Origin of the sequence: Methanococcoides sp. NM1 (assembly GCF_900774285.1) — an archaeon.
Classification (GTDB): domain Archaea; phylum Halobacteriota; class Methanosarcinia; order Methanosarcinales; family Methanosarcinaceae; genus Methanococcoides; species Methanococcoides vulcani.
In genome coordinates this window covers 14568-31454 of the sequence record NZ_CAAGTW010000006.1, presented here as the reverse complement: position 1 = coordinate 31454, position 16887 = coordinate 14568, and the positions used below count along the sequence as shown (strand labels likewise).

13 protein-coding genes and 1 pseudogene are annotated in these 16887 nt (G+C 42.3%); 5 read left to right on the top strand and 9 right to left on the bottom strand.

From position 1 onward, the window contains the following. Positions 1-53: 53 nt before the first annotated feature. On the bottom strand, positions 54-2009 hold the full coding sequence (locus E7X56_RS07110) for an ATP-binding protein (protein ID WP_244603441.1): 1956 nt from the start codon (positions 2007-2009) through the stop codon (positions 54-56). Positions 2010-2266: 257 nt separating this feature from the next. Here E7X56_RS07110 and E7X56_RS07105 point away from each other — a divergent pair, with 257 nt between their 5' ends. From E7X56_RS07105 to E7X56_RS07100, 3 genes and pseudogenes are all read left to right on the top strand, one after another. Further along, positions 2267-2824 (top strand): CBS domain-containing protein, encoded by a 558-nt coding sequence (locus E7X56_RS07105; RefSeq protein WP_135606121.1) that lies wholly within the window; start codon positions 2267-2269, stop codon positions 2822-2824. A 60-nt stretch (positions 2825-2884) separates the two neighbouring features. Beyond that, positions 2885-3013: a hypothetical protein gene (locus E7X56_RS12345; RefSeq protein WP_371413360.1), complete on the top strand. Its 129-nt coding sequence runs from the start codon at positions 2885-2887 to the stop codon at positions 3011-3013. Continuing rightward, a pseudogene (locus tag E7X56_RS07100) lies at positions 3003-3260 on the top strand (transposase); the annotation flags it as partial. The gene E7X56_RS12345 and the pseudogene E7X56_RS07100, both read left to right, overlap by 11 nt. Here the strand turns inward: E7X56_RS07100 and E7X56_RS07095 are convergent. Next, complete coding sequence (locus tag E7X56_RS07095) at positions 3258-3818, bottom strand: hypothetical protein (protein WP_135606120.1); 561 nt, start codon at positions 3816-3818, stop codon at positions 3258-3260. The pseudogene E7X56_RS07100 and the gene E7X56_RS07095 overlap by 3 nt on opposite strands. Before the next feature lie 677 nt (positions 3819-4495). Between E7X56_RS07095 and E7X56_RS07090 the strand changes: the two genes are divergently transcribed. Continuing rightward, entirely contained in the window at positions 4496-5638 is a 1143-nt protein-coding gene (locus E7X56_RS07090; protein ID WP_135606119.1) for an alanine--glyoxylate aminotransferase family protein, read from the top strand. 5 nt (positions 5639-5643) lie between these two features. Beyond that, a complete protein-coding gene (ribC, locus tag E7X56_RS07085; RefSeq protein WP_135606118.1) occupies positions 5644-6108 on the top strand; it encodes a riboflavin synthase in 465 nt (154 codons plus the stop codon). Positions 6109-6216: 108 nt separating this feature from the next. Here the strand turns inward: ribC and E7X56_RS07080 are convergent, their stop codons facing one another. The 7 genes from E7X56_RS07080 to E7X56_RS07050 all read right to left on the bottom strand — a co-directional run bounded on the left by E7X56_RS07080 (position 6217) and on the right by E7X56_RS07050 (position 16762). Then, entirely contained in the window at positions 6217-8193 is a 1977-nt protein-coding gene (locus E7X56_RS07080) for an amylo-alpha-1,6-glucosidase (protein WP_135606117.1), read from the bottom strand. Positions 8194-8237: 44 nt separating this feature from the next. After that, entirely contained in the window at positions 8238-10181 is a 1944-nt protein-coding gene (locus E7X56_RS07075) for a glycoside hydrolase family 15 protein (RefSeq protein ID WP_135606116.1), read from the bottom strand. A gap of 40 nt (positions 10182-10221) precedes the next feature. Further along, positions 10222-11421: a glycoside hydrolase family 57 protein gene (locus E7X56_RS07070; protein ID WP_135606115.1), complete on the bottom strand. Its 1200-nt coding sequence runs from the start codon at positions 11419-11421 to the stop codon at positions 10222-10224. After that, positions 11418-12506: a glycoside hydrolase family 57 protein gene (locus tag E7X56_RS07065; RefSeq protein WP_371413359.1), complete on the bottom strand. Its 1089-nt coding sequence runs from the start codon at positions 12504-12506 to the stop codon at positions 11418-11420. Before E7X56_RS07065 ends, E7X56_RS07070 begins: the two co-directional genes overlap by 4 nt. Positions 12507-12608: 102 nt before the next feature. Further along, positions 12609-13778, bottom strand: coding sequence for a glycosyltransferase family 4 protein (locus tag E7X56_RS07060; RefSeq protein WP_135606113.1), 1170 nt, complete (start codon positions 13776-13778; stop codon positions 12609-12611). 76 nt (positions 13779-13854) lie between these two features. Next, positions 13855-14829, bottom strand: a complete 975-nt coding sequence (locus tag E7X56_RS07055) for a DUF4931 domain-containing protein (RefSeq protein WP_135606112.1) — start codon at positions 14827-14829, stop codon at positions 13855-13857. A gap of 109 nt (positions 14830-14938) precedes the next feature. Continuing rightward, a complete protein-coding gene (locus tag E7X56_RS07050; protein WP_135606111.1) occupies positions 14939-16762 on the bottom strand; it encodes a glycogen synthase in 1824 nt (607 codons plus the stop codon). Between the last annotated feature and the right edge of the window lie 125 nt (positions 16763-16887).

The window sequence follows — 16887 nt, the reverse complement described above, 5'->3', positions numbered from 1 at the left end:
ATGGATGGTCTACGCTGGGTTATCTCACAGCAAAATGTTCTAAAAAAGGAATCTCATTCCTCGTTTCCATTAACTTCTACACTTCCACTAACTTCCATGTTTCCACTAGCGTTCCCACCATTCCTCGACTTTGGAAGCCTTATGTGAACCGTGGTTCCCTGATCAGTTTCGCTCTCGATCCATATCTCACCTGAGTGAGCATCAACGATCTTCTTACAAATGTACAGGCCCAGGCCTGTTCCACCGTATTTTCTTCTGATGGATGAATCGATCTGGTAGAACTTCCTGAACAGGTTCGGAATGAGTTCTTTGGGAATACCGATACCTGTGTCATGGACGGTCAGGTGCAGGTATCTTTCTTCCTCGTAGACTCCGAGGGTGATAATGCCACCCCGGGGGGTGAACTTGATGGCATTATCGACCAGGTTGTTAAGCATATCGACCAGGCGTGCTTTATCGGCTTCAATGGTCGGTAGATCAGAAGGTATTTTCTTTTCGATATGGAGGTCGTTCGCTTCAACGAGCATGATGGTATCCATAATAGTATTGCTCATTATTTCCGCCATCTGACACTCTTTGAAATCGTACTCAATGATCTCTGCCTGTGCCTTGCTTATGTAAAGGAGGGAATCTACCAGGCGTCCGAGCCTGTCGGCATTACGTATCACAGTTCCAAGTGATGTCTTTTGTTGGTCGTTGATATCTCCCAGGGACTCATCATACACATTCTGGGTATAGCCTTTAATGCTGGTAAGCGGTGTCCTTAGCTCATGGCTGACATTTGAAAGGAAGACATCTTTCATCTGGTCCAGTGATTTGAGCTCCTCATTGGCTTCTTCGAGCTCATCTGAATAGGTCTGGAGCGAGTCAAGGATCTCATTCAACCCCAAAGGTATCTTTCTGAAGTCCACTTCCACCTCAGTCTCAGCCCTCCTGTCCAGATCGCCTTTCAGGGCAGAATCAGATATATCTTCAAAATTGGAAACGATCTCATTTATCGGCCGGGTTATGGACCTCGCGACCAGATAGGCTGCTCCTGCCATGAAAATAAGTGCAAGCGATGAGATGAGGATCAGTTCATTCCGCAGGGCTGTAACATCCGCAAGCATATCATCTTCCGGGATAACCAGAATAAAAGAATAATTGCCCGTACGGACCGGCTCATAGAATATGATAGCATTCTCTCCTGTGGTTGGGTCAATGGTCTCAATATGACCTCCCTGTCCAACAAGTATATCCTCAGCCATACGTGCTATTTCAGGGTCGTCGAAATCACTCAGGGTCTGTGTCCCGATCCACTCCTTGTGAACAGGATGGGATAACAGCATGCCTTTGTTACTTGTAGTAAAAGCATAACCGGCCTCAAAAGCAGTAACATTGGAAACGATCTCATCAATATAGTTGAGCGATACATCGACCCCGCCGATACCAACGAACTCATCCTCCCTCATTATCGGGGATACATAGCTCACAATAAGCTCACCCTGATACAGGTACGGTTCTGTCAGTACTTCCTGCTCAAGTTGTTTTGGCAATTGATAGTAATCTGATGACTCATAGTCAATAAGGGGTTCCACGAACATGGTACCGCCGATCTTGTTCCAGTAAGGTACAAGACGGCCTGTGGAATCATATCCTTCAGTACCTGCAAATTCAGCATCTCTTCCGTCAAAAGCATTGGGTTCAAAACCAGTATAGGTACCTATCAGATTGGGATTCTCGACGAGCACTTCCCTTAGAATATCATTGACCTCATCCCTGTCAGAAGAATTGTAAACGGTCAGTGTGCTTTCAATTGTCCTTGCTATCGCCATATTCGCTTGCATATCTGAATTGAACTGGTTCGCATAATTGCTTGCTTTCTCTATGGATTTCGTATATGCAAGTTCCTCATGCTGGGATGTGCTGGTAGAAATAATGATGGCTGTAGTAGCAGCCATTACTATGAGAACACTGAACCCTATGTATAGGATCAGTTTCACTTTTAGAGGCACATCATCCATTTTCATATCGGACACCTTGCCGAAAGCGCACAGATATAATACGAATTATACAATGAGATCTAATTATCTTAAACAAGAAGCTCAAAGGAAAGAACGAAGTTCCATTATAGAACGATTGTACTAACCTCGTCCCCTAATCCCAAATCCCTATTATTATATTTTAATGATAAACATATAAATGTCTGCCTGTTGCAACCATTTAGCATGCTTTTTGAATTAAATAATCAAACTCTTTAAATAGAATCATTACTATCAGTAATATTATGCAACTTCCGACTCCTGAGAGACTAAGGCAGAAAAGGATCGAACTGAACCTTACACAGAGTGGTCTTGCAAAGCGTGCAGGTGTCAGTCAGCCTTTGATAGCCCGTATAGAATCTGGCGATGTTGACCCCCGGCTTTCCACACTCAGGAAAATATTCACCGCTTTTGAGGAAGTTGAAAAGGAAAAGATACTTGCAAAGGACATAATGCACACTCTTGTGATATTTGTTTCTTCTGAAGACTCAGTTGAATCTGCTGTTAACCTTATGGAAAAGCATGGTTTCTCACAGGTCCCGGTGATAGACAACGGCGTACCTGTTGGAAGTATCTCTGAGGATACTATCATCAAATACATGGCAGACAGGAAGGCTTCGACCATATCCCAGATGAAGATCAAGGATATGATGGGAGATGCATTCCCAACCGTCTCACCAACCACTGAACTTGATGTGATATCACACATGCTTGAGCGAAATCCCGCTGTCCTGGTACTTGAAAAAGGAGTTACCACCGGCTTTGTCACAAAACATGATGTGATCAAGCTTCTGCATGGTTAAGGATCAAAAAGGCATACCTGTGCCGTATGCATAGTATTATTGTTTTTTGCTGCTTACAATATGCAATTATCGGCCGATATTATCGAGATAGAGGAATATTTCATCATTTTAGATAATGACGTACTTGGTACATGTTACATCGACATCGATTCAATCAATACCATATTCATCAACAACGAAAATGATTAATGATGCGATTGATAAGGTTTGGAAGAAGGAATATCAAACAAACAAAAGTCTTGGTAAAACCAGATTCATGTGATTGAAATATCTTGAAAATCTATCGAATCGAGAAATCACTAAAATACAATCGATCAAAGGTCTGGATACGAAAACAGCTAAAACGTATAAGTTTAAACTTGGATTTCAAAGTTTGTGGAAAATCAAAAATGTAAAAGTGGCATGGATTCACTTCACACCACTGCACTCAAAGTTACTTATTTTTATTCTTTTCGACTGCGTTGGCATTTGTTGGGCCGACTGCTTTGCCCATGTTGGGATTATCAATTATCCTTACCGCATCCCACTGTGATTCGCCCAGTGTGCCATCATTAAACTCATAGACAAGATTCATTTGCAACATGCCATCAGTGAGTTCGGGTTTATAAAGACCAGCATCAACAAGAGCCGTTACATTAACTTTCACGACCAGGTCCATGTAACCATCTTCCGTAGATATTGGATTACAATCAGGGAAATCTCCAGGCGTTGTAGAGGTATTGATCACATCTTCAAAGCTGGATCTCAAGATCGGAACAAATGCTTCCCCCGTCTGATTATAGAAATGGACATACACCGTATCTAAATTAATAGTTGTCACGTCCACAGTATCAGAACCTGCGGCGGCTATTGACACTACCCCTTGGCTATTCAAATTGATTGGGTTTGGACACGAGCCCGGTTTTACATCGCCGTAATGACCCATTGCAGCTGGTATGGAGACCAGCATAGCTACCACCATCACTAAAACCAACATTAATCTAACTCTTTTCATGCTATTTTCCCCCTTATATTATATGCTTTTCAGATAGTCTTACTCGGATTATCTGATTATTAAATAAAGTTATATATTTAGTACCATATAAACTCTTTGCAAAAATGAAAACAGATGCGTATTATAATCATTATGACATCACTGAAATCGAACACAAAAGTACACCGAAACCAACGGCGCTGAAGCAAGCATAAAAGAAATGAGTAGTAGTAAAGGCCAGGCAGATGCTATTGCATACCATATCAAAGGTCAAGGAGATCCTGCATGGCTGCTTGAGTTTTATCAAGCCTTCGGCTCACAAACTCCCGGTAGTTCTGTTCTCCTAACCGACTGCCTTGTGCCACCTCCACCCAGGTAAGTGAGACCACAAATAGAAATTGAGTTAAGAGTAGAGGGTTTTTACTCCCCTCATTTTAACAATCACTGACAGAAGCTCTCTGCCTCCAGCCTTTCCCGAACATGAGCATTGAGAGTAAACAGCTTATCACTCCTTTTATTCTTCCTCATGTAATAGGGAGCTCGACGACAACATATTTATTTGTAGAACTGAGTGTGTAAATATTTGTTATGTGGACAAGCGAAGTGTTCAAGAACTTTCAACTTCACGAAAGTAGCTATATACTAGGTTTACATTAGATACGACATTCACTTATTAATAAAAATACCAGGAGAATTATATGGACCTTGAAGACACATTACTTATGATGCCTGGCCCTGTTCCTGTTGCACCAAAGGTGCTCAGGGCAATGTCAAAACCCATGATAAACCACAGGGGCAAGGAATTTTCTGCAATGTTTGATGACTGTACCGCAATGCTCAAAGAGATCTTCCAGACACAGAACGACCTCTTTACAATCAGCGGTTCAGGAACAGCTTCAATGGAAGCTGCTCTCGGATGTACTATCGATAAGGACGACAAGGTCGTCGCTATCGAGAACGGTAAGTTCGGTGAAAGGTTCAAGGACATCGCAGCCAAATACGGTCAGGTAGTTCCTCTTGAGTTCGAATGGGGACAGTCCGTTAACCTCGATCTTGTGGAAGAAAAACTTGCAGAAGGTGCAAAAGCTGTCACAATGGTCCACAATGAAACCTCCGCAGGTATCCGTAACCCTGCAGAAGAAGTAGGAAAACTTGCAAAGAAGTACGATGCACTGTTCATCATGGACGGCGTCACATCCATCGGCGGAGATGACGTAAAAGTCGATGAATGGGGAGTCGACATCGCTGTAGTAGGTTCCCAGAAATGTGTTGCTGCACCACCAGGACTTTCCATGCTCTCCGTGAGCGAACGTGCTTTTGAAGCAATGACCAAGGAAAACCTGCCATACTATCTTGACCTTAAGGCATACAAGAAGAGCGCTGACAAGTCCCAGACACCATACACACCTGCAGTACCACTGTTCTTCGGACTTCAGGAAGCACTGAAGATCGTGATGGAAGAGGGAATGGAAGCAAGGATCAACCGCCAGGCAACCGGTGCTGCTGCTATACGTGCTGCAATGGATGCTATGGGTATCGAGATGTTCCCACAGCTCAATGAGGTCAGCGATTACTCTAACACCGTTTCTGCAATGAAAGCACCAGAAGGTGTCAACAGCAACGATATCAAGAAGGGTATGATGGACAAGGGAATCATCATCGCCGGCGGTCAGAACAGGCTCAGCGGCCAGATCTTCAGGATCGGAAGCATGGGCAATGTCGCACCAAAGGACATCATGCTGACAATTCAGGAACTCGAACTTGTACTGAAGAAACTCGGTATTGTTAATGAGATAGGTCCAGGTACAGAGGCAGCTGCCACAGTACTGGACACACTGTGAATTACATGAAGACCATAGGCGTAGTAGACACGACCTTTGCACGCTTCAACATGGGGCGTGCTGCGGTCGATGAGATCCAGCAGAACGTATCCGTTAAGATAAAACGGATTACAGTTCCCGGCGTAAAGGACCTGCCGGTGGCATCCAAGAAGCTCATAGAGGAAGATGGATGCGACATCGTCATAGCCTTAGGCATGCCTGGGGCAAAGGAACAGGATAAGATCTGCGCACATGAAGCTTCAACCGGCATAATACAGGCACAGCTTATGACGAACACCCATATTATCGAGGTGTTCGTTCATGAAGATGAGGCAAAGGATGAAAGGGAACTGGCATATCTTATGGAAATGCGCTCCCGCGAACATGCCTTAAATGTCGTTAACATGTTGTTCCACTCTGAGAAACTTGTCAAGCAGGCCGGTACAGGCCAGAGACAGGGATTCGAAGATGTTGGTGCTGTGAGACACTAACACAGAACATCAATAACAAGCCCAAAATTACAGGAAATATATCCTGTATTTTATATCTCTGAAACTTACTTTTTTTATCCGGATCACGATTTCCATTCAGTGATAACTTTAAACATTCACATCTTCAACATAAGCTCGCAGTATTTCAGCAACACTCCATGCCTGTGAGATACATCCTCCCGATCTGTGTGGAGAATCACCATCAAATACTTCGGAGATCGTTCCTATTCCAGCCTCATCAAGATGAGCTTCAAAATTAACTAACAAGCGCCTGCAATATTCCAGACTTAACGGAGACTTGTTATTGACCTTTGCATATGCAGTAACGAACGGTCCGAGTAACCATGCCCAGACAGTCCCGTTATGATATGCGCGGTCCCGGGAATCTCTATCACCCCGGTATCTTCCATTGTAGCGGCTGTCCTTCGGCGATAAGGACCTCAGTCCATAAGGAGTTAATAGATCCTCCTTCACCTTTTCAACGATCATCATTTTCTTTTCATGATCAAGCATCGTGTAGGGAAGTGACACTGCAAATATCTGGTTCGGTCTGACAGCTGCATCTTTACTGACCGACATATCTTCATTTACAGAAACGCAGTCATAAAGACACAGATCCTTCGGATTCCAGAAAGTTTCAGTGAAGTTGCTCTTTGCCAGTTGAGCGATCTCAGAATAATGCTTTGTATTTGCACCTAAAATTTCCCCCAGTTGGATGGCAATACATAGCGCATTATACCACAAAGCGTTTATTTCGCATGCTTTTCCGGCTCTTGGTGTGATCTCCTGATCACCGATCTTCACATCCATCCAGGTGAGCTGACCTTCATGCGCAATGAGTCCATCCTCATCCATCCTAATTCCGTATAAGGTTCCCTCAATATAATTCTGGATTATTGACACAACTGTATCCCACATTTTCCTGACAAATTTTACATCCTTCGTATAGGAATAATATCGCCCAAGTGAATGGATGAACCATAGTGAAGCATCAACGGTATTATAATCAGGAGGAGAAAGACCGTCATCTGAAAAACGGTTTGGTATAAGGCCTCCTGAACAATGTTCAGAAAAGGTTGTCAGAATATCTTTTGCATCATTGAACCTTCCTGTTACAAGAGTAAGTCCCGGAAGCGATATCATCGCATCCCTTCCCCAATCCGCAAACCAGTGATAACCCGCGATGATCGATTCTGAACCGGTAGATCTGCGTTGCACAATGAAAGAGTCTGCAGCATTAACGAGCTTCTGTGTGAAGTCACCCTTTAAATTGCAACGATCCTGCAAACCTTTCTGCCTTACAAGTTCTCTTTCATATCCGGAATTAACAAATTCATGGTCAATGTCCTTTTTTTTCAGGATACTGTCCGAAGCTACAACGTATACCTCACTCGCAGGCTCATGAATTTGTTTTTCAAAATAGCCGGGGGTATAGAGGTCTTCCTGATAGGCTTCCCCTCGTTCACGTTCACTGTCATACTCGAAATTATAGTTCCAGTAGGGTTCCTGTCTATAGTGCATATTGGATCGTAGTTGGAGAATACCATCATCAGTTCTCAGCTGAATTCCTGTAGGATCATGTATCTCACTAAAACTGATAACCCCTGCCTTCCCAATCTGGTGGAAATCCCGATTGGTCACAAGAGGCAAAATCCGGAAAACAATGTCCTCATTATCAGGATTAAACAGCTTATACTTGACAACTGTCGTGTTCTGTCCATAGACCATGAAGATAGTCTTTATCAGCTTAATGTTCCTGATGCTGTACTCAAATGTTGGTAATGGAGAAGCAGAAAAACGATTGAGATATTCGAAACCTGATGGGTACAGCGTATCGGGATACCTGTGAGTTGCAAGACGATATACTTCATCTCCAGCAATGATCTCTTCATCAAGGGAAGAAAGCAGTACCCTTCGATCAACCGGAGGGTTTGCAGAAGCTATCAGGAGCCCATGATATTTTCTTGAATTTTCACCAATAACAGTGGATGACGCATAGCCTCCGATGCCGTTCGTGATCAGCCATTCCCGGGAAATGGCAGAAGTATGATCAAATTCACCATTATATGTTGCAGATGGACACATCCGAATTACACCTTAAGATATATTGATTTCAAACTTAATATCTGTCACTCTTCTTTCAATTGGTCCAAAAGCAGGGCATTTTCAATAAATAGTGCACAACTCCAGCCCAAAGGCCTGGCCCATGCAGCTTTCCCTGTATTCCTATCCACCTGTTCGGATAGGAGACCGGTACTCGTTGCACTCCTCATTGTCCATTTTATGTATTCAACTGCTTTATTCACCAGCAGGTCATATTCATCATTCTTGTTCTTAAGCGACATAGCAAGAGTGAGCAAAGCACGGGAAAGCCATAATGTTGTCACTACCCAAGGATTGCCACCGACATAATTATCATTTTCATAACGCTTGATCCCAAAATAGCCATTGACCGGAACCCTGAGAGCTTTTTCAATATGCTCTATCATTGAGAGTATCATAGCTCTTTCATCAGGATCATTCGGTGAAAGAAGACCAAAAGGAATGAAAGTGCCGATCATACTCGAATCCACAGTTCTATTGACATTGCTTTCAATGATGCCACGGGAAAAATAGCCTTCCTTAAGCCACAGCTTATCAATGGTTTGTTTCCTTAGCAGTTCAGCCCTGTCATACCATTTTTCAGCGAGTACATGTTCATTGTTCTCCTTTGCCATATGGGCAGCACCTTTCAGACCGGCATAGATAGCAGCATTTGTATAGCTGAATATTCCTTTTTCAGATTCCCACAGACATCTGCACGGATCATGAAGACCCTGTTCGGTTCTTCTTATCAGATATTTTGCACCCTTCCAAACCGTTTCCCGGATGGTTTCCAGAAATTCATCCCTTTTAGTTCCTTCCAGTTCCCGGTAATAATGATCAATTGCATAAAGCGTTGAACCGGTCTCATCTATCTGGGTCGAGTCGTCAAAATTACCCCATGAGGGCGCTTCCTTTCCATCAAGCCAGTATCTCTGGAACCATGAACCATCAGGAAGTTGTGTTCTTTTGCACCAGCCAAAGAACTTCCCGGCATATTCAGGATAGCCTGCATTCATCAGAGCAAGAACAACCTCTACCGCATCCCTGTTCCAGCAAAAACCATATCCTCCGCACATCTCAAAAGCAGGATCGAACTCCGGAGAAGCTACACATGATCCCTCATCGGGATCGGTCAGCAAGTTCAGAGAGATTAATGAACGATCGTATAAGCTCTTTACCTCTTTTTTGAAGAGTGGATCATCTTCCAGTGCGGATAATTCCAGAGGTTGCTTTTTTGATAACCACCGAACGGAGCTATCTTCAGATCCATGCATTATGTCAGCAGGGGATTGTTTCCGAACATCGCCCAATAGATCGTATATCGCCTGTCTTTCTGAAGCAATAGTTATAAATTGTGTAATTGTGACCGTTTCACCAGACTGGAGGTTAAGATCCCAGCCTATCGAATTATCCATATCGCCTATATCTTCCATATTTTGCTGGAGCTGGCCATCTTCCATATCGTTTCTGGCACTTGCAACCCAGCCGTTCTCCTGTATCTTACCGACCTGCCATTCTTCAAATCCCGGAGCACTTGCCAGACCAATGTAGAAGTTCTGCATGTATTGAACAAGAAGACCACTATTCACATCACAAAACGCAGAGTTCTTTCTATGGGTTTCTCCAACCTGGAAATTAGAATAATAATAAAATTTGCCACTGATATGTTCTTTTGAAGTGATCTCATACTTCCTTACAAGGACTGGACCGGACTGATGCACAAAATCATGAATTGATACTTCGATCCCGGAAAAATGAGTCAGGTGGGTCTTAATTATATTCGTATTTCCCAGATATTCCTGTTTTACATTCCATTCAGGAGAATCCAGCCATAGTAATTTTCCACCTTTGTAAATGCAAGCTTTGGACTCACCAACATGTTGAGCCCAATCTCGCCCGGGGTAAAATAATCCCAGTAAATCGCCCTTTTCATCCATTGATACAAGTAATTTATCATTGCCAAGTATAGCATTTGGATGCCGGATCAAATATATTGCTCCATTTTAAGAACTATTTTAATTTATTTATTTATTTATCCATTTCAGCCAGTTTCCTGAAAACACATGATTTGAAATCAAGGAATACTGCAATGAAATTTATTGCTGCATCATAAGGTGATGTATGGATACTAAAATACGAATGAACATCCCCATCGCCTAACCACTTGGTACTCATGTAGTAATAGTGGTCAGATGTAAGAAGATGCTTCCATATGTTGATAAGCTCCGGGTCCTTCGTTCTTTTCACATAAGGTCCAAGCCGCTTTGCCTCTTCGAAGCATCTCCGTTGCATATCGTTACCAAGCCATGCACTTGTATCTCTCTCCATATCTGCCCATGAGATCGTATTAAAGTCCCCGACATCTATCTCCCCTACCGGGTCATATTTCTCAATGATCTCGGAAGGAGTGTTGAACTCAATGCCCTTGTTAAGAACCTCATTCGGCAAAGCCCTGAGGAAATCAAAAATACCGGTGTCTGCCCATTGATGTTCACCAAAGGTCTCGTAATCCATGAAGATATTCAGGCAATCTCCTTGTTCCGCAGCTGCCCAGCATGCCCACTTGTCAGCGGTTAATGGATACTCTTGCCACCATTTTGCTGAGAAACGATAACCTATATCATCACTCATCTTATAGTTCCTCATAAGAACGGCGATATCGCAGTCCTTTGCCTTGTAGACATGATTGGGGGAGCGGGATTCCAGCAGCCGATCAACCCCTTCGGTAAGTATGGCTTTGTAACCCATGGATGAGACGGTTTCTGCAATACTATTATTATAAAGGAGTTCTGTATTCCTGAAAACCTGTGGCTTTACACCAAGCAGGTCTGAAGTGAGCTCATGGTGGGTTTTTACTTCTTCCCTGAACTCATCCTTGCTATCGAAAAGACCTGCAAGGGAATGATAATTGGTCTCATCAAGGAATTCCACACACTTTGAATCAGCAAGTTGGTTGAAAATATCAAGGACATCAGTATTCCATTTTTCACACTGGCTCAGAAGAGTTCCGGTTATTGAAACACTGAACTTGAAATTGCCTTCATGCTGATCAACGAGTTCTGCCAGGAGAGTTGTAGCTGGAAGGTAGCACTTACTGGCAACCTTCTCAAAGATGTTCCTGTTTATTGCAACATCGAAATACCTTTCAAACCCTTTTGAGTCATCCGGCCAGAACCACTTTAAACGATAAGGCTGGTGGAGCTGGAAGTACATACATACGGATCTCATGCCTTCACCTCCAGTAGTGCACGCTTAAAGTCCGAAATTGCAGAGAAGCTATTAACTGCCTTTTCATAACCAAGATTATTGTTGTCAGACCCCATCTCCAGCAATATTTCGCTTTGCTGTAGGTATCGGTAGATACAATTCAGTTTTTCATATTCAGGAGTGTCTTTTAAGGTCTGAAGGATCTCACCTATACTTATCAGTTCATGCAGGTACAGGTGCTGAGGATGATTCCCAAGTAAATTATGCATTCCGTAGCGAGAAGTAGACTTGTTTATGATAGAAGGAAGTTCTTTTGTCTTGAATTTCTTCAAAGCTTCTTCAGGGGTTACCATGGAAATCCCATATTTCTCAAAACTTTCTGGAAGATCGATCAGGAACTGAAATATATTGCTTCTGTTCTGCTGATGAGTAAGGATAGAACTATATTTGAAATGTAATGTCGTCACATCGCCTTCCATACCTGCTATCCATGAAGCGAATTTATCAGCGATCAAAGGATAGCTTTTCCAATTCTGATCTGAAAAGCGTAATTCTATGTCTTCACTTAGGGATATGTGACGCAATAACGTCGGTATATGATTACCATAAACGTACATTGGATCACTTCCATACAATAGATTTTCTGAACCTTCTGAAATGAGGCACTTGAACTTCATATCTTTAAGTGTCGTACTGAGCTCTTTTGTAAGTATCAGTTCCGCATTTATGAATGTACGGGGATTAATACTGAAGATCTCTTTGATCTTATCCCGATGCATGGAAACCTGATCTTTAAATTCCTTATTATCAGGGAAAAGGGACGATACGGAATGATAATAAGGGGAAGCTGAAAAATTGGCACCCCTGTCCTTTATCTCCTGAAATGATTCTATTAAAGCAGGATTCCATTTACATTGATCTAAAAATATCCCGGATATATCAAAAGTATACTTCGCACCATTATCTATTGAATCCAGCAAAGCCTCATTCGTACTGATTATCTCCGGCACATTTCTTTCTAAAGCAGAGTATATTTGGGGTTGATCAAAATATGTTTCGAATTCCGGAGAACGATACCCCCCAGATGGCCAGTACCATTTTGGCATCCAAGGAAAATGTACTTCTGAACAGATGCAAACCGACTGCATTCCCAAGCCTCCCGTTTTATTATATTTCCGATGGCATTAGTCACTATTGATTGCCAGAATTTAATTTTTGAGAGCATCAAGGTACGCTTCACTTGTTTGTTCTGCGATCTTGTGCCAGTTGTATTTAGTGTCGATAAGTTCTTTACCAGCTTGTCTCATGCTGTCATTGGAGAGATCGTCAAGCACGTGATTTAAGCCCCATGCAATAGACTCCGGATATTTGTATACAAGGATACCATCGACATAATTATCGATTATCTGGACAGCATCTGTTGCAACGATGGTCCTTTCAGCATCCCAGCCTTCAAGAACAACTATGCCAAAAGGTTCGTTCCTGCTTGGAATACAGAGAATATCGCATGCATTAAACCAGTCCCTTGCTGTTTCATCATCTGCATACCCCAGAAAATGACAACGATCTGAAACATTTTCTGCATTTACGAGATGTTCACAGTGAGGGCGCATTTCACCTTCACCGATGAAAACAAACTGGGTATCCCAGCGATGATCCAACACTTCAGGGATCGCTTCAACAAGTATATCCGGACCTTTTTGGTAGCTCATACGTCCTATGAACAAAACAACCGGTGCAAGAGGATGGATCCCAAATCTTTTTTTCACTTCACCGGCGTCAACGTCCTTTTTCATTTTGCCATGAAATATACCGTTTGGAATGATAGAGATCTTCTCATCAGGTATCTGGTATAGGAACTTGATCTCATCTGTAAGTTGTTGTGAAGTGGATATGACCTTTATGGATTCATAGCCGGCTTTCCATTCCCTGTGAGATATTTCCTCGGCTTCCCACCAGTTTCCATGTACATTACCGTTCCTTCCCCATTCGGTACTGTGATATGTGAACATAAAGGGTATTCCAAATTCATATTTGATCCTTGAGACCACATTGAAAGGATGCCAGTCATGGACATGCAATATATCGAACTTACCATATTTCTTTGTAACATCAAGAAATCTCGAGTACATTGAATCACACATACTATCCATTTGCTGGACAATGCCTCCGTCAAGAGAATGGTCAACTCGATGGTAATGAACTCCATTCACTTTCTCATATGGTTCAAGTTCATGATTTCTTGTAAATATGTGGACTGAATGTCCCTTCTCAGCAAGAGCTTCTGCAAGTTCGGAAACATGCGGAGCTATGCCCCCTACTTTTATCGAGTGTAGACTCTCCCAGGAGAACATCCCGATCTTTAAATTTTTCCCCATTTATTTCAACCCTAATTAGTTTATATTCCAATGTAAATATATCTATACGTATTTAAAATTATCATTCGGAGTGGCTTCAAAAATCACCCTGAAGATAATTCACAGCCGTTTCCGGAGGCATTGTATTGATGAATACCTCGGTATTTTTCTCAAAACCCGCTGTCTTAGTTGTAACCGGCTGGAGCTTTAAGTTAAAGTGATATCCCGTTTCATCCCTTAGCTGATAGAACATGTAATTGTAAGGGATCTCGCCGATATTGTTCCATAGGCCCGATAGAGCAGAACGAATTGCTTTTCCGAGAGAGCTCAACTGGTCCTGGTCGAAACCTGAGATATGATTTGTATGTACCTTAGGCAGGATCCACATCTCATATGGAACTTTTGAGCAATAAGGTGTTATAACGAGAAAATGCTCATTTTCATATAACAGCCTCTCACTTTTGCTTTCTTTCTCTACGATATCACAATAAGGGCATCCTGAATATGAATCGATGGCCTTCATTTCTTCCATTAAAACCGGAGGCTTGATAGGCATTGCTATTAGCTGGGAATGTGTATGTTCCAGAGATGCACCTGCTTTTTCTCCCCAGTTCTTGAAAAGTGAAACATATTCTATTCTTTCAATGGATTCGTAGTGAATCACACGGTCCTGATAGACCTTCATAAGTAACGCCATCTCTTCGTCGGAAAGATCAGGTATCACCTTCTCATGCGAAGGCATTTCGACTATAACTTCATGAAAACCATAGCCTGGGGCCACATCGAGATCTGAATGAACTTCATTGGCATCCGGAGCAAGTGCAGGATACAGATTTGGTATGCAACGCACATCCCATCCTGTTACCCTTGAACCTTCAGAATCCTTCAGGATGCTACCATTTTTATAAACAGCAGTTGCAAGCGGTGTTTTATCTTCTTCACCGGCACAAAAAACACATCTGCTTGATGCTCCTTCTTTCTTTTCTGTTTTGAAAACCGAAGGTCTCTTACTTCTTCCTGGTGCAATTATGCAATATTCATCCAGAAAATAATGTTTACGTATCTCTGACATTTTCCCCAACATCCCTAATATAATATTTCAGGTCAATTTCTCATAAATATTCTAGTTACTTTTTCATAATATGTCCCTAGTTACCTTCCATAAGAGCACTGATTCCCCTTTACAGGTCCTTCAGCTCATGTTTTGGTTTTGTACCTGTAAGCATCTCGTAGTATTGCTTAGTAGGTTCCTGCCAGTTCATATCCTTGGCAAGGAGATTTGCTTCCTGGCATAGGAAATTATATTTTGTCTTATCGTCAGTATAAGTATCTATGAAGTAATACATGGTAAGTGCATAATCTGCTATCGTTTCAAGATACGCTTGATCGATATTATCAACTACCAATACTCCTCCCATTCCCCTCACAAGTCGCTTGACAGTTTTTAATGCATCACTGAATCCACATACTTTGCTTACAATACTGGGAGTTGCTTCCTTTCCTGCCTCAAGACCGGTTAACAGGAAAGGCTCGTATCGTGAAGGGAATATACCGGCAATACAGCCAGCCATGAACTCATCGACCGTCATGTTGAAACCGCCATCTTTCGCTGACAACCACTGGGGGTAAAGAACAGCAGAAACATACCTGCTACCACCTGGAAGTCTGGAACATTCAAGTCCCCGGCTCTCTATCATTCTTTGTATCCGCAACTCTTCGCCGATCAGTACCTCTTCATTGAGCATGATCGGGAAATTTTCCGGCAGATTCGTTTTTGGACCATGAGCAGTTATGATGAAACACACAACCCTGTAGTTTTCATTAAGCCTGCCGGCTTCGACCTCTATTCTTACCATCCTGTCAAGAAGAAGAAGTGAATCCAGCAGGTCAGGATAGCCTTTATTTTCAATTTCGATCCTTGATATGGAGAAGATAGGAATGATCCTTTCCGGTGAAAGTTCTACGCTGTTATGGGTGTTGTAAAGTTTACTGGAAGTTAACTCCTGTATCTTAGTACGGCAGTTTAGCTTTTTATTCCATAGTTCATCAATGTCCTCGAGATCAAGATCGATACCATTCCTTACAATAATGGAATCAATATCATAGAACAATTTGATCTCTTTTTTTGTAGAATCTCCCACTGCAGTTACAACATCTGCATATGAGGACAACGACTCAAGGGTTGCCATATTTTTTGGAACCCCATCGCCCCATGAACTATCATTATCACGTATTTTCTGGATGGAAAGATGTCCTGCAACTCTACCGGGAATAGTTGCATGATAAGTTGCAACTGAATTTATCGGAACACCAATTTTCTTGAGCCTGGCAATTGCATAAAAGACACCGAACTCGTGGCAGTGTAATGAAACATGCCATGAAGGTATCAGGGAGCTGGCAAATTCTGAAATTAGTTCATCCCCATAGGTCCTCGCTTTTTCTTCCCTGAGAGCTACAAGAGTATGAACAAATTCGGATATTGCATACGAAAGATTTAGGTAATGCGTATATTCGGTCCTGTTACCCATACCCTCATATGACAGGGAATCAAGACCAATGAGATCATATGCTTCAGCTTTAATCTTATTTTCCAGACAGATATGTTTTCCTTTATATTCAATGAGAGTCCTGCAAAAATCATTGGTCCTGAACATCAGGTAGATTATTTCTATCTCTTCTACCTTTCTGGCTCCAACAATAAGTTCTATACCTTTTTCCCGGAGCTTTTCGATGATAGTTGAAAGTCCTTCATCGGGAACGAAATCTTCGAACTCACTCATGTCTGTGATACGGTTCAGACCCTTGTTCCAATCCGAGCCACTATATCCATAATAAGGACACGCAACAAAGATCCTTGGAGTTGATTCCTCGTCTATGGTCCCGTCTTCAAGCATTTGAGCAAGATTCTTTACTTCCGCATCAATAACATTCCATATACCGCCCATCTTATTGGACTTTGGACCCGCTTCTTCACCAGCAATAATAATACATTTACGTTCGAACACCCACTACCCCCCCGAACTTATTAATTGTTTACAGATATTAGCAGGAATACTATATTAGTTTTTGTAAAATTATCAATTATATTATATGTTTCTGGAGAAAAATTGATCTGAACATTTTATGCACC

Coding starts and splice junctions, on each gene's coding strand:
- E7X56_RS07060 (WP_135606113.1), bottom strand. CDS start 13,778: ATGGGGAAAAATTTAAAGATCGGGATGTTCTCCTGGGAGAGTCTACAC.
- E7X56_RS07090 (WP_135606119.1), top strand. CDS start 4,496: ATGGACCTTGAAGACACATTACTTATGATGCCTGGCCCTGTTCCTGTT.
- E7X56_RS12345 (WP_371413360.1), top strand. CDS start 2,885: ATGCAATTATCGGCCGATATTATCGAGATAGAGGAATATTTCATCATT.
- E7X56_RS07105 (WP_135606121.1), top strand. CDS start 2,267: ATGCAACTTCCGACTCCTGAGAGACTAAGGCAGAAAAGGATCGAACTG.
- E7X56_RS07065 (WP_371413359.1), bottom strand. CDS start 12,506: ATGCCAAAATGGTACTGGCCATCTGGGGGGTATCGTTCTCCGGAATTC.
- E7X56_RS07070 (WP_135606115.1), bottom strand. CDS start 11,421: ATGAGATCCGTATGTATGTACTTCCAGCTCCACCAGCCTTATCGTTTA.
- E7X56_RS07055 (WP_135606112.1), bottom strand. CDS start 14,829: ATGTCAGAGATACGTAAACATTATTTTCTGGATGAATATTGCATAATT.
- E7X56_RS07110 (WP_244603441.1), bottom strand. CDS start 2,009: ATGAAAATGGATGATGTGCCTCTAAAAGTGAAACTGATCCTATACATA.
- ribC (WP_135606118.1), top strand. CDS start 5,644: ATGAAGACCATAGGCGTAGTAGACACGACCTTTGCACGCTTCAACATG.
- E7X56_RS07095 (WP_135606120.1), bottom strand. CDS start 3,818: ATGAAAAGAGTTAGATTAATGTTGGTTTTAGTGATGGTGGTAGCTATG.
- E7X56_RS07080 (WP_135606117.1), bottom strand. CDS start 8,193: ATGTGTCCATCTGCAACATATAATGGTGAATTTGATCATACTTCTGCC.